At 70.8% G+C, this 16,020-nt stretch carries 15 protein-coding genes; 3 read left to right on the forward strand and 12 right to left on the reverse strand.

Annotation, left to right across the window (positions count from 1 at the left end; translation table 11 throughout):
• Window positions 1-183 precede the first annotated feature (183 nt).
• From smc to CP970_RS12160, 3 genes are all read right to left on the reverse strand, one after another.
• The gene (gene smc, locus CP970_RS12150; protein ID WP_055551054.1) at window positions 184-3,738 is read right to left on the reverse strand and encodes a chromosome segregation protein SMC; all 3,555 of its coding nucleotides are present in this window, start codon (window positions 3,736-3,738) and stop codon (window positions 184-186) included.
• Window positions 3,739-3,964: 226 nt separating this feature from the next.
• Complete coding sequence (locus CP970_RS12155; protein WP_055551056.1) at window positions 3,965-4,168, reverse strand: hypothetical protein; 204 nt, start codon at window positions 4,166-4,168, stop codon at window positions 3,965-3,967.
• Between the two features lie 403 nt (window positions 4,169-4,571).
• Entirely contained in the window at window positions 4,572-4,853 is a 282-nt protein-coding gene (locus tag CP970_RS12160) for an acylphosphatase (protein ID WP_055551058.1), read from the reverse strand.
• 129 nt (window positions 4,854-4,982) lie between these two features.
• Between CP970_RS12160 and CP970_RS12165 the strand changes: the two genes are divergently transcribed.
• Window positions 4,983-5,888, forward strand: coding sequence for a CAP domain-containing protein (locus CP970_RS12165; protein ID WP_055551060.1), 906 nt, complete (start codon window positions 4,983-4,985; stop codon window positions 5,886-5,888).
• 95 nt (window positions 5,889-5,983) lie between these two features.
• Window positions 5,984-6,364, forward strand: a complete 381-nt coding sequence (locus CP970_RS12170) for a winged helix-turn-helix transcriptional regulator (RefSeq protein WP_055551062.1) — start codon at window positions 5,984-5,986, stop codon at window positions 6,362-6,364.
• Here CP970_RS12170 and mutM read toward each other — a convergent pair.
• The 9 genes from mutM to CP970_RS12215 all read right to left on the reverse strand — a co-directional run bounded on the left by mutM (window position 6,337) and on the right by CP970_RS12215 (window position 15,560).
• Window positions 6,337-7,197 (reverse strand): bifunctional DNA-formamidopyrimidine glycosylase/DNA-(apurinic or apyrimidinic site) lyase, encoded by an 861-nt coding sequence (mutM, locus tag CP970_RS12175; protein ID WP_055551065.1) that lies wholly within the window; start codon window positions 7,195-7,197, stop codon window positions 6,337-6,339. The genes CP970_RS12170 and mutM overlap by 28 nt on opposite strands.
• Before the next feature lie 102 nt (window positions 7,198-7,299).
• A complete protein-coding gene (gene rnc / locus CP970_RS12180) occupies window positions 7,300-8,121 on the reverse strand; it encodes a ribonuclease III (protein ID WP_079043746.1) in 822 nt (273 codons plus the stop codon).
• A gap of 7 nt (window positions 8,122-8,128) precedes the next feature.
• Complete coding sequence (gene rpmF, locus CP970_RS12185; RefSeq protein ID WP_026165248.1) at window positions 8,129-8,302, reverse strand: 50S ribosomal protein L32; 174 nt, start codon at window positions 8,300-8,302, stop codon at window positions 8,129-8,131.
• A gap of 2 nt (window positions 8,303-8,304) precedes the next feature.
• Complete coding sequence (locus CP970_RS12190) at window positions 8,305-8,991, reverse strand: YceD family protein (protein WP_055551069.1); 687 nt, start codon at window positions 8,989-8,991, stop codon at window positions 8,305-8,307.
• Between the two features lie 132 nt (window positions 8,992-9,123).
• Window positions 9,124-10,233, reverse strand: coding sequence for a hypothetical protein (locus CP970_RS12195; RefSeq protein WP_055551071.1), 1,110 nt, complete (start codon window positions 10,231-10,233; stop codon window positions 9,124-9,126).
• 99 nt (window positions 10,234-10,332) lie between these two features.
• Window positions 10,333-10,812 carry a pantetheine-phosphate adenylyltransferase gene (coaD, locus tag CP970_RS12200; RefSeq protein ID WP_191095048.1) on the reverse strand — a complete coding sequence of 160 codons (480 nt, stop codon included), beginning with the start codon at window positions 10,810-10,812 and terminating at the stop codon, window positions 10,333-10,335.
• 26 nt (window positions 10,813-10,838) lie between these two features.
• Complete coding sequence (gene rsmD / locus CP970_RS12205; RefSeq protein WP_055551075.1) at window positions 10,839-11,432, reverse strand: 16S rRNA (guanine(966)-N(2))-methyltransferase RsmD; 594 nt, start codon at window positions 11,430-11,432, stop codon at window positions 10,839-10,841.
• A gap of 70 nt (window positions 11,433-11,502) precedes the next feature.
• Window positions 11,503-13,734 carry an ATP-dependent DNA helicase RecG gene (gene recG, locus CP970_RS12210; protein WP_055551077.1) on the reverse strand — a complete coding sequence of 744 codons (2,232 nt, stop codon included), beginning with the start codon at window positions 13,732-13,734 and terminating at the stop codon, window positions 11,503-11,505.
• 83 nt (window positions 13,735-13,817) lie between these two features.
• Window positions 13,818-15,560 (reverse strand): DAK2 domain-containing protein, encoded by a 1,743-nt coding sequence (locus CP970_RS12215; protein WP_398656923.1) that lies wholly within the window; start codon window positions 15,558-15,560, stop codon window positions 13,818-13,820.
• Window positions 15,561-15,772: 212 nt separating this feature from the next.
• Between CP970_RS12215 and rpmB the strand changes: the two genes are divergently transcribed.
• Window positions 15,773-15,958: a 50S ribosomal protein L28 gene (gene rpmB, locus CP970_RS12220; RefSeq protein ID WP_016642993.1), complete on the forward strand. Its 186-nt coding sequence runs from the start codon at window positions 15,773-15,775 to the stop codon at window positions 15,956-15,958.
• Window positions 15,959-16,020: the final 62 nt, after the last annotated feature.

Here is a 16,020-nt window from a genome sequence, read left to right on the forward strand (position 1 = left end):
GGGGGCGAGCTCTTCAAGTGGCGCACAACTTCACGCCGCCCACCACCTGAAGTTAAAAGCAACGTTGCAGAGACTATGTCTTCAAGTTTCGAAGTCAATAGGTGGGCTGCTGTGAATTTAAGGACAGCGTGAGGCTACATATGTTCAAGTCTTGAACTCTTGAAGGGGGGCGCGCCGGACCGGCTAGCGGAGCCTCTGGCTGATCACCTTGGAGACGCCGTCGCCCTGCATCGAGACGCCGTACAACGCGTCCGCGACCTCCATCGTGCGCTTCTGGTGCGTGATCACGATGAGCTGCGAGGCTTCCTGGAGCTCCTGCATGATGCGGATGAGCCGCTGCAGATTGGTGTCGTCGAGCGCGGCCTCGACCTCGTCCATCACGTAGAACGGGCTCGGCCGTGCCTTGAAGATCGAGACGAGCAGCGCCACGGCCGTCAGCGACCGCTCACCGCCGGAGAGCAGCGAGAGCCGCTTGACCTTCTTGCCCGGCGGACGCGCCTCGACGTCGACGCCGGTGGCGAGCATGTTGTCGGGATCGGTCAGGATCAGCCGCCCCTCGCCGCCGGGGAAGAGCCGCGAGAAGACGCCCTCGAACTCCCGGGCCGTGTCGTGGTACGCCTCGCTGAAGACCTGCTCGACGCGCTCGTCGACCTCCTTCACCACCTGGAGGAGATCGGTCCGCGTCTTCTTCAGGTCTTCCAGCTGCTCGCTCAGGAACTTGTGCCGCTCCTCCAGCGCCGCGAACTCCTCAAGGGCCAGCGGGTTCACCTTTCCGAGCTGCTGGTACGCCCGTTCGGCCGACTTGAGCCGCTTCTCCTGCTCGGCGCGGACGAAGGGCACCGGCTCGTGGCGCGGCCGCTCGGGGTGGTCGTCCGGCAGCTCCTCGCCCTCGGCGACGGGCGAGGGCGGCACGGGCTGATCGGGGCCGTAGTCGGCCACGAGCCCCGCGGGTTCCACACCAAGTTCCTCCAGCGCCTTGGCCTCCAGCTGCTCGATCCGCAGCCGCTTCTCGGCACCGAGTACCTCGCCGCGGTGGACCGAATCCGTCAGCTTGTCGAGCTCGGACTTGAGCTCGCGGCCCTGGTTGCGCTCGGCGACCAGATCGCGCTCGCGCACCTCCTTGGCGCGCTCGGCGGCGGCGCGCTCCTCCTGCGCCCGTACGAGAGAGACCTCGACGTGGGCGAGCAGCTGGCGTCCACCGGACGCGACGGCCTCGGCGACGGCCGCCTCGTGGCGCAGGCGCGCCTTGCGCTGCTCGGCACGCGCGCGTGCCTCGCGTTCGGCGCGCGCGGCCCGGTCCAGGGAGTCGGCACGGCCCGCGAGCCCCTTCACCCGCTCCTCGTGCGTACGCGCCTGGAGCCTGGCCTCCATCTCGGTCTGGCGCGCGTTGGCCCCGTCGGCGGCGAGCCGATCGCGCACCGAGGTGTCCGGCTCCTCGTCGGCCGGCGCCTCCTGTGCGACGGCGAGGCGTTCGGCCAGCTCCTCGGCCTCCTCGGCGGCCCGGTCCAGGGCGTCCTGCGCCTTGGCGGCGGCCGCGGTGCCGCGCTCGGCCTCCCCCGCGGCGCCCCGCGCCTGTCCCCCGAGCCGCCCGAGCTGCTGCGCGAACGTCGACTTCTCGCGGTCGGCGGCCCTGCGCCGCTCCCCCAGCTCCTCGACGAGCGAGGCGCACGCCGCACGCCGCTCGGTGGCAGCCTCCTGAGCCTTGGCCAACTCCTCGCACCGCGCCGCGAGTTGTTCGAGCTCGGCGGCCGCCTCGTCGACGGATGCCTGCACTTCGAGCAGGCTCGGCGCGCCCGCGGAACCGCCGTGTGCGAAGTGCGCGCCGAGCAGGTCGCCCTCGGCGGTGACGGCGGTCAGCTCCGGATGCGCGTAGACGAGGTCCTCGGCGTCCTCCAGGCTCCCCACGGCGACGATGCCACGCAGCAGCCGCCGCACGGCGGGCATGAGCTCATCGGGGCCCCGCACCAAGTCGGCTGCGTACGGCGGCCCTTCGGGGCGCTGTGGCCGTACGTCGTCGGGAGCGCCGCCGAGCAGCAGCGCGGCGCGCCCCGCGTCCTGTTTGCGCAGCAGGCGGATGGCCTCGGCCGCGGTGCCGGGGTCGCGCACCGCGATCGCGTCGGCACCGGCGCCGAGCGCGGCGGCGACCGGCACCTCGAACCCCGGGGCGACGGTGAGGAGTTCGGCGGCCGGGCCGAGCAGCCCGGCCAGTTGTTCCCGCGCGGTGAGCAGCGCGCCGGTGCCGTCCTTGCGGCGCAGGCCGAGCGCGAGCGCCTCGCGGCGTGCGGCAACGGCGGCCCGCTCGCGCTCCACCGCGGTGGCCGCCTCCCGCGCGACGGTGAGTGCGGCCTCGGCGTCGGCGAGGTCCCGCTTCGCCGCGTCGTGCCGCTCGCCGAGCTCCGTGTCGTCCGCGTCGAGCCCGTCGACCTCGGCCTTGAGCTGCTCGTACTCCTCCTGTGCGGCGGCCGCGCGCTCGGCGGCCTCGTCGCGCGCGAGGGCGAGCCGGTCGATCTCGGCCTGCGCGGAAGCGGCCCGCGAACGCGCCGCGTTGACCTGCCCGCCGAGCCTGGCGAGCCCTTCGCGCCGGTCGGCGATGGCCCGCGCCACGTCCTTGAGCCTGCGCTCCTCGACCGCCAACTCCCGTTCCAGATCGGCCCGGTGGGAGACGGTGTCGTCAAGGGCGTGCTCGGCCGCTTCGAGCGCGGCCGTCAGCTCGGCCTCCTGCTCCCTGACCCGGGCGGCCTCGCGCTCCATGTCCTCGGGGTCGCGCCCGCGCCGCTCCTCGGGGGGCGCGGCGGTGGCGCTCCTGACCCGGGCGTCGGCCAGCGACACGGTGCCGCGCACCCGCTCGGCCAGCTGCGACAGGTCGTACCAGGTCTGCTGGGCGCGCTGCAGCCGCGGGGTGAGGCGCCGCACCTCCTCCTCCAGCTGCGCCTCGTGCTGCAGGGCGCCCTTGAGTGCGGCCTCGGCGCTCTCCTTGCGCTGCTTGAGCGCGGCCTCGTCGGCGACCTCGGCGTTGAGCGCGTCGCGCAGCCGTACGAGATCGTCGGCGAGCAGCCGGAGGCGGACGTCGCGCAGGTCGGCCTGGATGACGGCGGCCCTGCGCGCCACGGCGGCCTGTCTGCCGAGCGGTTTCAGCTGGCGCCGCAGCTCGTCGGTCAGGTCCTGTACGCGGGCGAGGTTGGCCTGCATCGCGTCCAGCTTGCGCAGCGCCTTCTCTTTGCGCTTGCGGTGCTTGAGGACGCCCGCGGCCTCCTCGATGAACGCGCGCCGCCCCATCGGGTCGGCGTGCAGCACCCCGTCCAGCTGTCCCTGGCCGACGATGACGTGCATCTCGCGGCCGATGCCGGAGTCGGAGAGCAGTTCCTGGATGTCGAGGAGGCGGCAGGTGTCGCCGTTGAGCTGGTACTCGCTGCCGCCGTTGCGGAACATGATCCGCGTGATGGTGACTTCGGCGTACTCGATGGGGAGCGCGCCGTCGGAGTTGTCGATGGTGAGCGACACCTCGGCCCTGCCGAGGGGCGGGCGGCCCGTCGTACCGGCGAAGATGACGTCTTCCATCTTGCCGCCGCGCAGTGACTTGGCGCCCTGCTCACCCATGACCCAGCTCAGCGCGTCCACGACGTTGGACTTGCCGGAACCGTTGGGTCCGACGACGCAGGTGATGCCCGGCTCGAACTTCAGCGTCGTGGCCGACGCGAAGGACTTGAAACCGCGCAGAGTCAGGGCCTTGAGATGCACGCCGTCGGACTCTACCTTTCACTGACCGTTTCACCCGTGAAGGTGCAGGGCACATCAGACGTAAAGAAAGAAGCGTACGCCGGTACAGGAAAGAACAAGAAAGAAGGGACGCCGAAGCGTCCCTTGCAGATCTGGAGACAAGCGGCTGACACGAACAGCCCGACCACTTGTTGCTTACGAGACGTCTTTGCTGGAGGGCATCTCGCAATCACTGTTCAAGCAGTGGTCAGGTGAGCGCAGGCTCCGCCTGGGGTACGTCGATGCTCTCCAGGAGCGATTCGTGAGAAGCGGCAGCCGCGAGCGCGTCGTTCTCTGCCTGGATCCTGCCGAGCTCGGATTCCAGGTCCTGGACGCGCTGCTGGAGCCGTCGCATCTCGGCGAGGAGTCGCGGGTCGCTGCCGCCGACGTAACCGAGAAGCGCCTTTGCCATGATGGATGGTCCTCCACACTGAGTGACCGACCGAAGCGGTGTGGGTCGTGAGGGAATCGCACCCGCGGTGCTTGGCACTCGTTGTACTTGCTGGTCTTGCTGGCCGTTCTCACATGCCAAACAGCTAAGGTGCGCGGGGATTCCAGAGTCTCACCAAAAAGTTTGACGGTCAACACGATCACGCCCCGTATTGACGGGCGGCCCGGGGGCGCGCGGCCCGGGAACGGGCGGCGCTGCTTCTCCTTCGGGGCCCTGGGGGCGTGGAGATCATCCTTACCTGGGGAGCCTGCCACGACAACCGATTCTTGGCAACCACCAGGTCTTTTCTGCCTCAGGCAACTGCCCACGACACTCCCGACGGGCAGACGCGGACCCCGTCGGGAGGCGTCCGCCCGGGTCACGGTCAGCGGATGGCGAAGGTGTCGTATATGCCACGCGGTGTGTCCCAGATCTCGGTGACCCCATCGACCCGCCCGGGTGTGTCGCCCTCGCGAAGCCAGTCGAGCAGGGTCTGGCACCCGGCCCGGGGACCCTCGGCGACGACTTGCACACGGCCGTCGTCCAGATTGAGAGCAAAACCACTCAGGCCGCCGATCTCCAGCGCCTTGGCCCGCGTGAACCAGCGGAAACCCACAGCCTGCACGCGTCCTCGCACCCAGGCGGTGAGTCGCACTTCTTCATTCATGGCTGCACGCTAACCGGCCAATTGCTCTGGAGGCACTTCGCCCTCATCTGCCATCGCGTACAGTCCGGATTCGATGAGCCTCACCCGTATGGGCGAGTCACGTTGATCGTAAGGACGAAAGGCCAGGAGATGGGACGCCACCGACGCTCCGGCGCTGGGCGGGCCGCCGCCACCCCCGAGAACCACCCCGGGACGGTGTCGCACCGCCGCAGGGGCCGGGCCTTCAAGCCGGTCCGCACGGGCCTGCTCGGCGTCTCCGCCGCCGTCGCGATGGGTGCCGTAGCGGTCGCCTCCGGTGTACTGCCCGGCAGCGACAGCTACCAACTGGGCGGCGACGAGCCCGCCAAGGTGCGCTCGGCGGGCTCGCCGTCCGCGGTCGACACCCAGGGCGGTTCGGGCGGCAGCGCCGAGCGCGGCGAGGCGTCCGCGCCCAGCCGTGGCACCGGTCGGCCCGAGGCCCCCGCGCCCACCCCCTCCAAGGCCGACCCCGAGCCGTCGAAGACGCCGGGGAAGAGCGCCGAGAAGCCGACGCCGAAGGCGCCGGAGCCCGACGCCGACAAGAACGACAAGAGCGACAAGAAGAAGGCGCCGAGCCCGTCGCGTACGCCGCGGGAGAAGCCCGATGCTCCCGCGCCGAGCGTGCAGTCGCCGTCCGCCGAGAGCGCGGCCGAGGCCGCGGTGCTCACCCTGGTCAATCAGGAGCGGGCGAAGGCGGGCTGCCGTCCGGTGCGCGCGGACAGCAAGCTGGCGAAGCTGGCCGGTGACTTCAGCGCGGACATGGCGGCACGCGACTTCTTCGCCCACACCGATCCGGACGGCGCGACCCCGTGGGACCGCGCCGAGAAGGCCGGCATTCCCGACCTGGGCGGCGAGAACATCGCCCGCGGCCAGGCCGACGCCCAGTCGGTGATGGACGCCTGGATGAACAGCGCGGGCCACCGCGCCAACATCCTGAACTGCGACTACAAGACCATGGGCGTCGGCGTGCACTTCGGCACCGGTGGTCCCTGGTGGACGCAGGACTTCGGCTTCTGAGGCTTCGTCTGAGGCTTCGGGAGCGAGCCCACCCAGCACTAACTCACAGTTAGCGCAACCCGTCAGTCAGCGCTGTGCGGGAGTAGGGTGTCCTCATGGACTCCACGGACCTCGCCTACGACGTGTTCGCCAAGCAGTGCCCGTCCCGGACCACGCTCGAACACGTCACGGGACGCTGGGGCGCACTCACCCTCGGCGCCCTGCACGAGGGCACGTTCCGCTTCAACGAACTGCGCCGCCGCGTCGACGGCGTGAGCGAGAAGATGCTGTCCCAGACCCTGCACGCGCTGGAGCGCGACGGCCTGGTGCGGCGCGACGCGCAGCCCACCAACCCGCCCCGGGTGGACTATCAACTGACGCCGCTGGGACGGGAGATCGCCGAACGGCTGCTCACCCTGATCGACTTCGTGCAGAGCAGGCAGGACGACGTGCACAAGGCGCAGGAGAGTTACGACGAGGCGCGCGGCGGCCGCTGACAGCGCGGGCAGAAATAGCTGGACCGGTTCATCCAGGGGCGCCTGCGGATCGCGGTCCCGCACCTGCGGCAGGGCTCGTCCTCGCGGCCGTAGGCGTCCAACGACCGGTCGAAATAGCCCGATTCGCCGTTCACGTTGACGTAGAGGCTGTCGAAGCTGGTGCCTCCCACCGCGAGGGCCGCGTTCATCACGTCCCGTACGTGGCCCAGGAGTTCGGCCGTGCGTGGGCGCGTGAAGGTGCCGGTGGGCCGCTCGTAGTGCAGCCGCGACCGCCACAGCGCCTCGTCCGCGTAGATGTTGCCGACGCCGCTGATCAACGACTGGTCGAGCAGCGCCCGCTTGATCGTGGTGCGCCGCCCGCGCAGCGCGAGGTGGAACGCCGCGTCGTCGAACGCCTCATCGAGCGGATCGCGGGCGATGTGCGCGATGACGTCCGGCAGCCCGTCGGCGGTGTTGTCGTGGAGCGAGAGACCGCCGAAGGTGCGCTGGTCGACGAAGCGTAGCTCGGTGCCCTGGGCATCGTCGAAGCGGACTCGGATCCGCAGGTGCTTCTCGTCGTCGGCGTCGTGCGGCTGCACCAGGAGCTGGCCGCTCATGCCGAGATGAGCGAGCACGGACTGCGCGGAGTCGGCGAGCGGCAGCCACAGATACTTGCCGCGGCGCTGCGCGAGCCCGATCCTGTGCCCCTTCAGCCGCGCCCCGAAGTCCTCACCGCCCGCGACGTGCCGCCGCACGGCACGCGGATGCAGCACCTGCACGTCGGAGACGACCCGCCCACTGACCCAGCGCTCAAGACCGCGCCGTACGACTTCGACTTCGGGCAGCTCGGGCATGTCCGCTCCGGGGCGATGAGAGGTGTGAGGGGTGCGAGGGAAAAGCGCGGTGCCGGTCGCCCCCCGAACAGGGGCGACCGGCACCAAAGGATAGGCGGGCCGTCAGGCCGAGGGGGTGTCGGCGGTCCCCTCGGGCTGCACAGCAGCGGCGGCGGCTTCCGCCGCCTTCAGCCGCTCGTCCGCGGCCGCGCGAATCGCGCGCCACGCGGACTCCGCGGCCTGCTGCTCCGCTTCCTTCTTGCTGCGGCCGGTGCCGGTGCCGTACGAGACGCCTCCGACGCGGGCGGCAGCAGTAAAGGTCTTCTCGTGGTCCGGGCCGCTCTCCGTGACGAGGTACTCGGGCACGCCGAGGCTCTCCATCGCGGTGAGCTCCTGAAGACTGGTCTTCCAGTCCAGGCCCGCACCCAGGTTCGAGGACTTTTCGATCAGCGGGTCGAAGAGCCGGTGCACCAGCTCACCCGCCGCGTCCAGACCCTGGTCCAGATAGACCGCGCCGATCACCGCTTCAAGGGTGTCGGCGAGGATGGATGCCTTGTCCCGGCCTCCCGTGCCCTCTTCGCCCCGGCCGAGCCGGATGAAGGAGCCGAGTTCGAGGCCGCGGCTGACCTCCGCCAGCGCACGCGAATTGACCACCGCGGCCCGCAACTTGGCCAGCTGGCCTTCGGGCAGGTCGGGGTGGGTGGTGTACAGCGTGTCCGTGACGACGAGACCGAGCACGGAGTCCCCGAGGAACTCGAGCCGCTCATTCGTCGGCAGACCGCCGTTCTCGTACGCGTACGAACGGTGGGTCAGCGCACGCACCAGAAGGGCGGACTCGAGCTTGTACCCGAGCCGCCCTTCCAGAAGCGTGTGGGACGAGGCCGTTGTCTCCGCCAATTTCTTGGCGTCTTCCGCCTTCTTGGGGCTAGACACGGTGCCTCTCACCAGCCGCTCAGACCTCGAGGACCTGGCGCTTGTTGTAGGTGCCGCAGCTCGGGCACGCGATGTGCTGCTGCTTGGGCTCCTGGCAACGCTCACACGAAACCAGGGTGGGGACCGCAGCCTTCCACTGCGACCGGCGGTGGCGCGTGTTGCTGCGCGACATCTTCCGCTTCGGAACAGCCACGGCTACTTCTCCTGCTTCTCGTCGGCGTGCGCTGATCGAGGCGCGCCGCCGCTCATCTCGTCCTTCTCGCCGTCCTGGATGGTCCCGGCGAGTCCTTGCAGTGCCGCCCAACGAATGTCGACGGCTTCGTGGTGGTGGTCCGGGTCGTCCGCGAGCCGCACTCCACATTCGGAGCACAGGCCCTGACAGTCGTCCTGGCACACCGGCTGCATCGGCAGTGCGAGCACCACCGCATCACGCAGCACAGGCTCGAGGTCGAACAAGCCGTCCTCGAGATAGAGCCTGTCCTCGTCTTCCTCGGCGTCGTCGGCCGGTTCCGCGGTGCGGCCCCGGTCGTCGGCGTCAGGGTACGAGAACATCTCCTGGAAGTCCGCGTCGAGCTCAAGCTCGAGCGGCTCCAGACACCTTACGCACTCCCCCTCGGCCGATGCACGGGCGGTGCCTGTGACAAGCACCCCTTCCATGACCGACTCAAGGCGGATCTCCAGCTCGACCGGCGCGCCCTGCGGCACTCCGATGACCCCTTCGATGCCGAAGGCGCCCGGCGAACCCGGCGCTTCGATCTCACGGGTCAGCCGCTGCTGCGCACCAGGACGCCGACCCAGCTCGTGTGTGTCGAACACGAGGGGGTTTCGGTGGTCGAGGCGCGTGCTCAGGGCTTTTCCTGCTTTCGAATCCTGGAAGTTCATACGAGGGGCCGCCGCACTGAAGCGGTGAGAACACCGCTCGGGTGGGCAGCCCGGGTCGCGGACGTATGCGCGACCGAAGAGCCAGGATACTGGACCATTCGCTCTCGGCCCAATCCGACCCCGAAGCGCCCCTCAGCGGCCCTGCTCGTACTGGCGCAGCTGCTCGGCACTGATCATGGTCGTGTCGAAGAGGCTGGTCTCCTCCAGCGCCGCGGGCGCCTCGTACCGAGGCTGCTCGTAGCCCTGCCGGCCCGCCTGGTCGTAGCCCTGCTGCGCGGCCTGCTCGTAGCCCTGCTGCCCCGGCTGCTGATAGCCCTGCTGCTGGTAGGCGTACTGGTCCTGCTGCTGGTACACGGCGTACGGATCCTGCTGGCCGTACGCCTGCTGCTGGTACGCGTACTGGTCCTGCTGCTGATACCCGTACGGATCGGGCTGCTGCTGGGGCGGGTAGGGCTGCTGGGCCGGGGGCGCCGCCGGGACCGGTGGGGCCTGGTCCTGGGGCTGCGAGGCGGGCTGGGCGGCGGCAGCGGGGCCCGCGAGGTCCGCCAGGTATTCCGCGTCGGTGGTGTGGCCCTGGGCGCCGCCGGCCTCGCCGAGGGTGCCGAGCTCGTCGGCGGGGGCGCGGCCGTGCAGGGTCTGGCGGCCCTTGCCGACCGCCTCCAGGGTCTTGGCGAGGACCGCCTCGAAGGCGCCGAGCTTGGCGTCGACGTACGCGTCGGCGTCGCGGCGCAGCGTCTCGGGGTCGTGGCTGCGCTCGGGGGCGTCCTCGTCCTCGTACCCCTGCTCGTCCAGGCCGGGTCCGGTGCCGAGGAGCTTCTCGCGGCCGCGGCCGACGGAACCGAGGGTCTTGGTGAGGACGACCTCGAAGTTGGCGAGCTTGCTGTCCACGTAGTCGTCGGCCTCGACGCGGACCTCCTCGGCGGCCTGGCGGGCCTCGGTGAGGATGCGCTCGCCCTCGCCCTGGGAGCGGCGGGCGACCTCCGTGTCGGAGATCAGCGAGCCGCGCTCGGCGTGCGCGGTCTCGATGATCCGCTCCGCCTCCTGGCGGGCCTGCTCGACCAGCTGCTCGCGGCCCCCGATGAGCTCCTGGGCCTGCGCGAGGGAGCCGGGCAGCGCCTGGCGCACCTCTTCGAGCATCGAGAGCAGATCGGCGCGGTTGACCACGCACGAGGCCGACATGGGCATGGACCGGGCGCTGCCGATCGCCTCGACGATCTCGTCGATCTTCTTCTGCACGTCCACCGTGTGCTCGCCACTCTCTACCGCTGGTTGTGAGACGGACGGGACGACTGTAAGGCCATGGGGCGCCCGCCCGACACCGGGTGACGAGCCGTCAGTGGGTCACTTCTTGCCCAGGCGTTCGGTCAGGGCCTCGTGGACCAGCGGCGGCAGCAGGTGGGCGACGTCGCCGCCCCAGGCCGCGACCTCCTTGACCAACGAGGAGGACAGGAAGCTGTAGGTGGGGTTCGTCGGCACGAACAGGGTCTCGACGCCCGAGAGTCCGTTGTTCATCTGGGCCATCTGGAGTTCGTAGTCGAAGTCGCTGACCGCGCGCAGGCCCTTGACGATGGCCGGGATGTCGCGCTGCTTGCAGAAGTCGACGAGGAGGCCGTGGAAGGACTCGACCTCGACGTTGCCGAAGTCGGCGGTGACCGCGCGGATCAGCTCGATCCGCTCCTCGATCTCGAACAGGCCCTTCTTCGACTGATTGATCATCACCGCGACGTGCACCACGTCGTACAGCTTGGAAGCGCGGGCGATGATGTCGAGGTGTCCATTGGTGATGGGGTCGAATGACCCCGGACAGACGGCGCGGCGCAACGTGAGTCCCTCGCTCTCCGGTCCGGTCATGGCGCGATCACTGAGTCGTCGCACGTAGAGGCGGCGCGACCGTACCAAAACGTCCCTTCGCCGTAGCGACGGGACCTGAGGGGTTCGAAACCCTCGGGCCAGCCGAATTCTCCGCCTCTTGTACTGCGTTCAACGGTGACGAGCGCGTCGTCCGTGAGCCAGCTTTCCGAGCGGAGTGTGAGCAGGATCTCCCGAAGATCGTCGTCGGTGACGGCGTACGGAGGGTCGAGAAAGACCAGGTCGTACGGGATGGTGGGGGTGCCGGAGCGGACGATCTGGGCCGCTTTGCCCGCTCTGACCTCGGCGCCCGGCAGACCGACCGCCTTCACGTTCTCCCGGATGGTGCGCGCGGCCCTGGCGTCCGCCTCGACCAGCAGGGTGTGTCCGGCGCCGCGGGAGAGCGCCTCCAGGCCGACGGCCCCCGAGCCCGCGTAGAGATCGAGGACGCGCGTCCCGTCGAGCGTGCCGTGCAGGGCCTGCCAGGTGGAGAAGAGGCCCTCGCGCGCCCGGTCGGAGGTGGGGCGGGTGCCGTTGCCCGGCGGGACGGCCAGGCGGCGTCCGCCGGCCGTGCCGGCGATCACGCGGGTCATCTGATTCCTTCTGGCTCGCTGGTGGGCGCCCCGTTGATGGGCTCACCCCACGATATGGCGTGCACGGGCCTCACCCCTTGTCGAGGTACTGCTCGCGCTCGGCGTCGAGCAGGGCGTCGAGCGCGGTGCGCAGCTCGGGCAGCCGCTCCAGGTCGGGGTCGGCGGCGACCACGGTGACCGCCTCGTCCCTGGCGGCCGCGATGACCTCCTCGTCCTCGATGACGGCGAGCATCCGCAGGCTGGAGCGGACGCCGGACTGGGCCTGGCCGAGCACGTCGCCCTCGCGGCGCTGCTCCAGGTCGATGCGGGAGAGCTCGAAGCCGTCGGTCGTCGAGGCGACGGCACCCAGGCGGGCCCTGGCGGGACTGGCCTCGGGCATGTCGGTGACCAGGAGGCAGAGGCCCGCGGCCGAGCCACGGCCGACGCGGCCGCGCAGCTGGTGCAGCTGGGAGACGCCGAAGCGGTCCGCGTCCATGATCACCATCGCGGTGGCGTTCGGGACGTTCACCCCCACCTCGATGACCGTCGTCGCGACCAGGACCTGGGTCTCGCCCGCGGCGAAGCGGCGCATCACCGCGTCCTTGTCGTCGGGCTGCATGCGGCCGTGCAGGACCTCGACCTTCAGGCCCTGGAGCGGGCCGCGGGCGAGCTGCTCGGCGACGTCGAGGACGGCGAGCGGCGGCCGCTTCTCGGCGGTGGCCTCCTCCTCCGCCTTCTTCTCGGCCTTCTTCGCGGCCTTCTTCTTGGCCTTCGGGTCCGCGGGCTCGTCGGCGTCGTCGCCGATGCAGGGGCAGACCACGTACGCCTGGTGGCCCTTCTCCACCTCCTCGCGCACGCGCTCCCACGCGCGGGCGAGGAAGTGCGGCTTGTCCTGGGCGGGGACGACGTGGCTGGCGATCGGCGAACGCCCTGCGGGGAGCTGGTCGAGGACGGACGTCTCCAGGTCGCCGAAGACCGTCATCGCGACCGTGCGCGGGATGGGGGTGGCCGTCATGACCAGGAGGTGCGGGGGCTGCTTGCCCTTGCCGCGCAGGGCGTCGCGCTGCTCGACGCCGAAGCGGTGCTGCTCGTCGACGACGACCAGGCCCAGGTCGTGGAACTGGACCTTGTCCTCGATCAGCGCGTGCGTGCCGATGACGATGCCCGCCTCGCCGGTGACCAGGTCGAGCAGGGCCTGCCGACGGCCCGCCGCGCCCATGGAGCCGGTGAGCAGCGTGACCTTGGTGGCCTGCTCGGCGCCGCCCAGCATGCCGCCCTCGGCGAGCTCGCCCATCATCTCGACGATGGAGCGGTGGTGCTGCTGGGCGAGGACCTCGGTGGGCGCGAGCATCGCGGCCTGCCCGCCCGCGTCCACGACGGCGAGCATGGCGCGCAGGGCGACCATCGTCTTCCCGGAACCGACCTCGCCCTGGAGGAGGCGGTGCATCGGGTGCTCGGTCGCGAGGTCGTCGAAGATCTCCTTGGAGACCTTCTCCTGCCCCTCGGTGAGCGTGAAGGGCAGCTTGGCGTCGAAGGCGTCGAGGAGGCCGCCCTCCTTGGGCCTGCGGGCGACGGCGGGCAGCTGCGCGTCCGCGTACCGCCGCCTGGCCAGGGCGACTTGGAGGACGAACGCCTCGTCCCACTTCAGGCGGTCCCTCGCGGCGGCGACGTCCGCCTTCGAATGCGGCCGGTGGATCTTCAGGAGGGCTTCGGTGAGCGGGACGAGGCCGCGGCCGTCGCGGAGGGCGGGCGGCAGCGGGTCCACCGCCTCCTGGGCGCTGGGCAGCACCATGTCGACCGACTTGGCGATCTTCCAGGACTCCAGCTTGGCGGTGGCCGGATAGATCGGCAGGAGGGCGCCCGCCCAGGAGCCGATGGCCTCGCCGACCTCGTCGCCTTCCGCCTTCAGCAGTTCGTACGCCGGGTGGGCGAGCTGCATCTTGCGGTTGAAGACCGACACCTTGCCCGCGAACATCGCGCGGGTGCCGGGCAGCAGGTCCTTGTGCGGCTTGTGGATGCCGCGGCCGAAGAAGACGAGCTGGACCTGGCCGCTGCCGTCGGTGATCGTGACTTCGAGGCGCTGGCCCCTGCCTCCGTTGAACGTCAGGATGCGCGCGCTCGCGACCTGGGCGACCACCGTGACGTGCTCGTCGAGCGGCAGTTCGGCGAGGCGGGTGAGCTCGCCCCGCTCGGCATAGCGCCGGGGGTAGTGGTGCAGCAGGTCGCCGACCGTGTGCAGGTCGAGGTGCTCGGCCATCACCTTCGCGGTGGCGGGACCGACCACTTTCTTCAGGGGTTCTTCGAGCGCGGGCACGAGATCCATTGCACACCACAGCACTGACAATCCGCCGAACGTCCCCCGAATCCCGCCTGCGTCCGCCGGATCGCGCCGGTCTCGGCCGAGGGCTACTCCACGCCGATCAGCATCAGCGCCGACTGGCGGCCGCCGCGGTAGACCACGGTGTCCACGGCCAGATACGCCTCGCGCACGTGCTTCTCCAGGTGCTCCGCGACGGTGTCGGGCACGGATTCGCCGAGCACGAGCGTGACCATCTCGCCGCCCGCCGACAGCATCCGGTCCAGGACGCCCGCCGCGGTGCGTGCGACCTCCGAGCCGATCACCGCGACGTCGCCGTCGATCAGGCCGAGGACGTCCCCGGTCTGGCAGATGCCCGCCATGGTCCACGACTGCCGCTCGGCGACGGACAGTTCGCCGTACCGGGTCGCGCCGGCCGCCGACGTCATGGCGACGACGTCCTCGTCGAAGCCGCGGTCCGGCTCGTGCACGGCGAGCGCCGCGATGCCCTGGACCGCCGAGCGGGTGGGGATCAGCGCGACGCGCACGCCCTCCGTGCGGGCCTGGGCGGCGGCCGCGGCGGCGGTGTGCCGCAGTTCGGCGTCGTTCGGCAGGAGCACCACCTCGCGCGCGTGGGCGCGGCGGATCGCGTCGACGAGTTCACCGCTGGCGGGCGGCTCCCCCACGCGCGTGGGCACGGTGGTCGCCCCCGCCTCCGCGTAGAGGCCCGCGAGGCCCTCGCCCGGCACGACGGCGACGATGGCCCGCTGGGCGCGCTCCCGGGGCGGCTGCGCGGTGGTGTGCGCGTCGCCCACCCCGAAGTGGGTGATGCGGATGCGGTGCGGGCGGCCCGCCTCCACGCCCGCCTCGACGGCCGCACCCGCGTCGTCCACATGGACGTGGACGTTCCACAGGCCGTCGCCGCCGACCACGACGAGCGAGTCGCCGAGCCGGTCCAGGCGGCTCCGCAGCCGGGCGACGGCGGTGTCCTCCGCCTCCAGGAGGTAGATCACCTCGAAGGCGGGACCGCCCTCCTCCATCGGGAGGTCGTCGCACTCGACGGGCTCCACGCGTGCGTGGCCACTGCTTCTGGAAGCCGCGCTCCTGGAGACCGCCGCCCCCTTGGGCGCCGCGCCCCTGAGAGCCACCGTCTCCCCCGCCAGAGCGCCCACCAGCGCCCCGAGGACCGCGACGAGCCCCCTGCCGCCCGCGTCCACCACTCCGGCGCGGCCGAGCACCGCGAGCTGTCCGGGCGTCGCCTCCAGGGCCGCGCGGGCCCCTTCGTACGCCGCCCTTGCCACCGCCTCGCAGTCGCCTTCGGCGGCCGCCGCCGCATCGGCCGCGGCGGTGGCCACCGTCAGGACGGTGCCCTCCACCGGGTGCGCGACCGCCTGGTAGGCGGACTCGGCGGCCCGGCGCAGCGCACGCTCCAGGGTCCGCCCGTCGACGTGATCTGCCTCACGGCCACCGGCCCGCTCCGCCTCAAGGACATCGCCTTCGCCCTCGGCGCCGCCGATGACCTGAGCCATCCCCCGGAGCAGCTGCGAAAGGATCGTGCCCGAGTTCCCGCGGGCCCCGATGAGCGCTCCGTGAGCCATCGCGCGCACGGTCTCCGCCAGTGAGGGGCGGGACGGTTCGTGCCCCGTGAACACGGCGTCGACCGCCTGGGACGCCGATTCCACGGTCAGATAGAGGTTCGTTCCCGTGTCCCCGTCCGCGACCGGATAGACGTTGATCGAGTCGATCTCCTCGCGGGCCCTGCCGAGGGCGTCCAGAGCCAGTCGGGACCAGGCGCGCACCGCGACCGCGTCGAGGTTCTGCGGCACCTGTTCGCCTCCTTGACCATCCGGAATGGACGCAGCGTAGACCCAGGGTGAACACGGGGGCCGGGGCGGGGGCCGGGCGGACCGTGGTAGTTTCGTTGTACCGAAGCGGTCGTTGTATGCTGCTCCGGTTGCCCGATACTCATCGGGACATTCCTCCTGGCAACGCCACCCCGATCATTGCACTGATCCCGGCATGCCGGGTTTAACCGTAAGTGCATCTGAAGTCTTTGGAGTGACCCGTGGCTGCCAACTGCGACGTCTGCGGCAAGGGGCCGGGCTTCGGCAACAACATCTCGCACTCGCACCGCCGTACGCCCCGTCGCTGGAACCCGAACATCCAGCGCGTGCGTGCCGTAGTGAGCGGGACGCCGAAGCGCCTCAACGCCTGCACCTCGTGCATCAAGGCCGGCAAGGTCTCGCGCTGACGCCAGCGCGGCCATCTAGCTGGTTGCTGAATCAGCCGGTTCCCTTCGGGGAACCGGCTTTT

This window comes from Streptomyces kanamyceticus (assembly GCF_008704495.1).
GTDB lineage: Bacteria > Actinomycetota > Actinomycetes > Streptomycetales > Streptomycetaceae > Streptomyces > Streptomyces kanamyceticus.

What these genes read in the sequence shown, in the direction of transcription:
- CP970_RS12160 (WP_055551058.1), bottom strand. Translation starts at nt 4,853, where the DNA reads ATGAATGAAGAAGTGCGACTCACCGCCTGGGTGCGAGGACGCGTGCAG.
- recG (WP_055551077.1), bottom strand. Translation starts at nt 13,734, where the DNA reads ATGGATCTCGTGCCCGCGCTCGAAGAACCCCTGAAGAAAGTGGTCGGT.
- mutM (WP_055551065.1), bottom strand. Translation starts at nt 7,197, where the DNA reads ATGCCCGAGCTGCCCGAAGTCGAAGTCGTACGGCGCGGTCTTGAGCGC.
- CP970_RS12190 (WP_055551069.1), bottom strand. Translation starts at nt 8,991, where the DNA reads ATGAACTTCCAGGATTCGAAAGCAGGAAAAGCCCTGAGCACGCGCCTC.
- CP970_RS12170 (WP_055551062.1), top strand. Translation starts at nt 5,984, where the DNA reads ATGGACTCCACGGACCTCGCCTACGACGTGTTCGCCAAGCAGTGCCCG.
- CP970_RS12155 (WP_055551056.1), bottom strand. Translation starts at nt 4,168, where the DNA reads ATGGCAAAGGCGCTTCTCGGTTACGTCGGCGGCAGCGACCCGCGACTC.
- rsmD (WP_055551075.1), bottom strand. Translation starts at nt 11,432, where the DNA reads ATGACCCGCGTGATCGCCGGCACGGCCGGCGGACGCCGCCTGGCCGTC.
- CP970_RS12165 (WP_055551060.1), top strand. Translation starts at nt 4,983, where the DNA reads ATGGGACGCCACCGACGCTCCGGCGCTGGGCGGGCCGCCGCCACCCCC.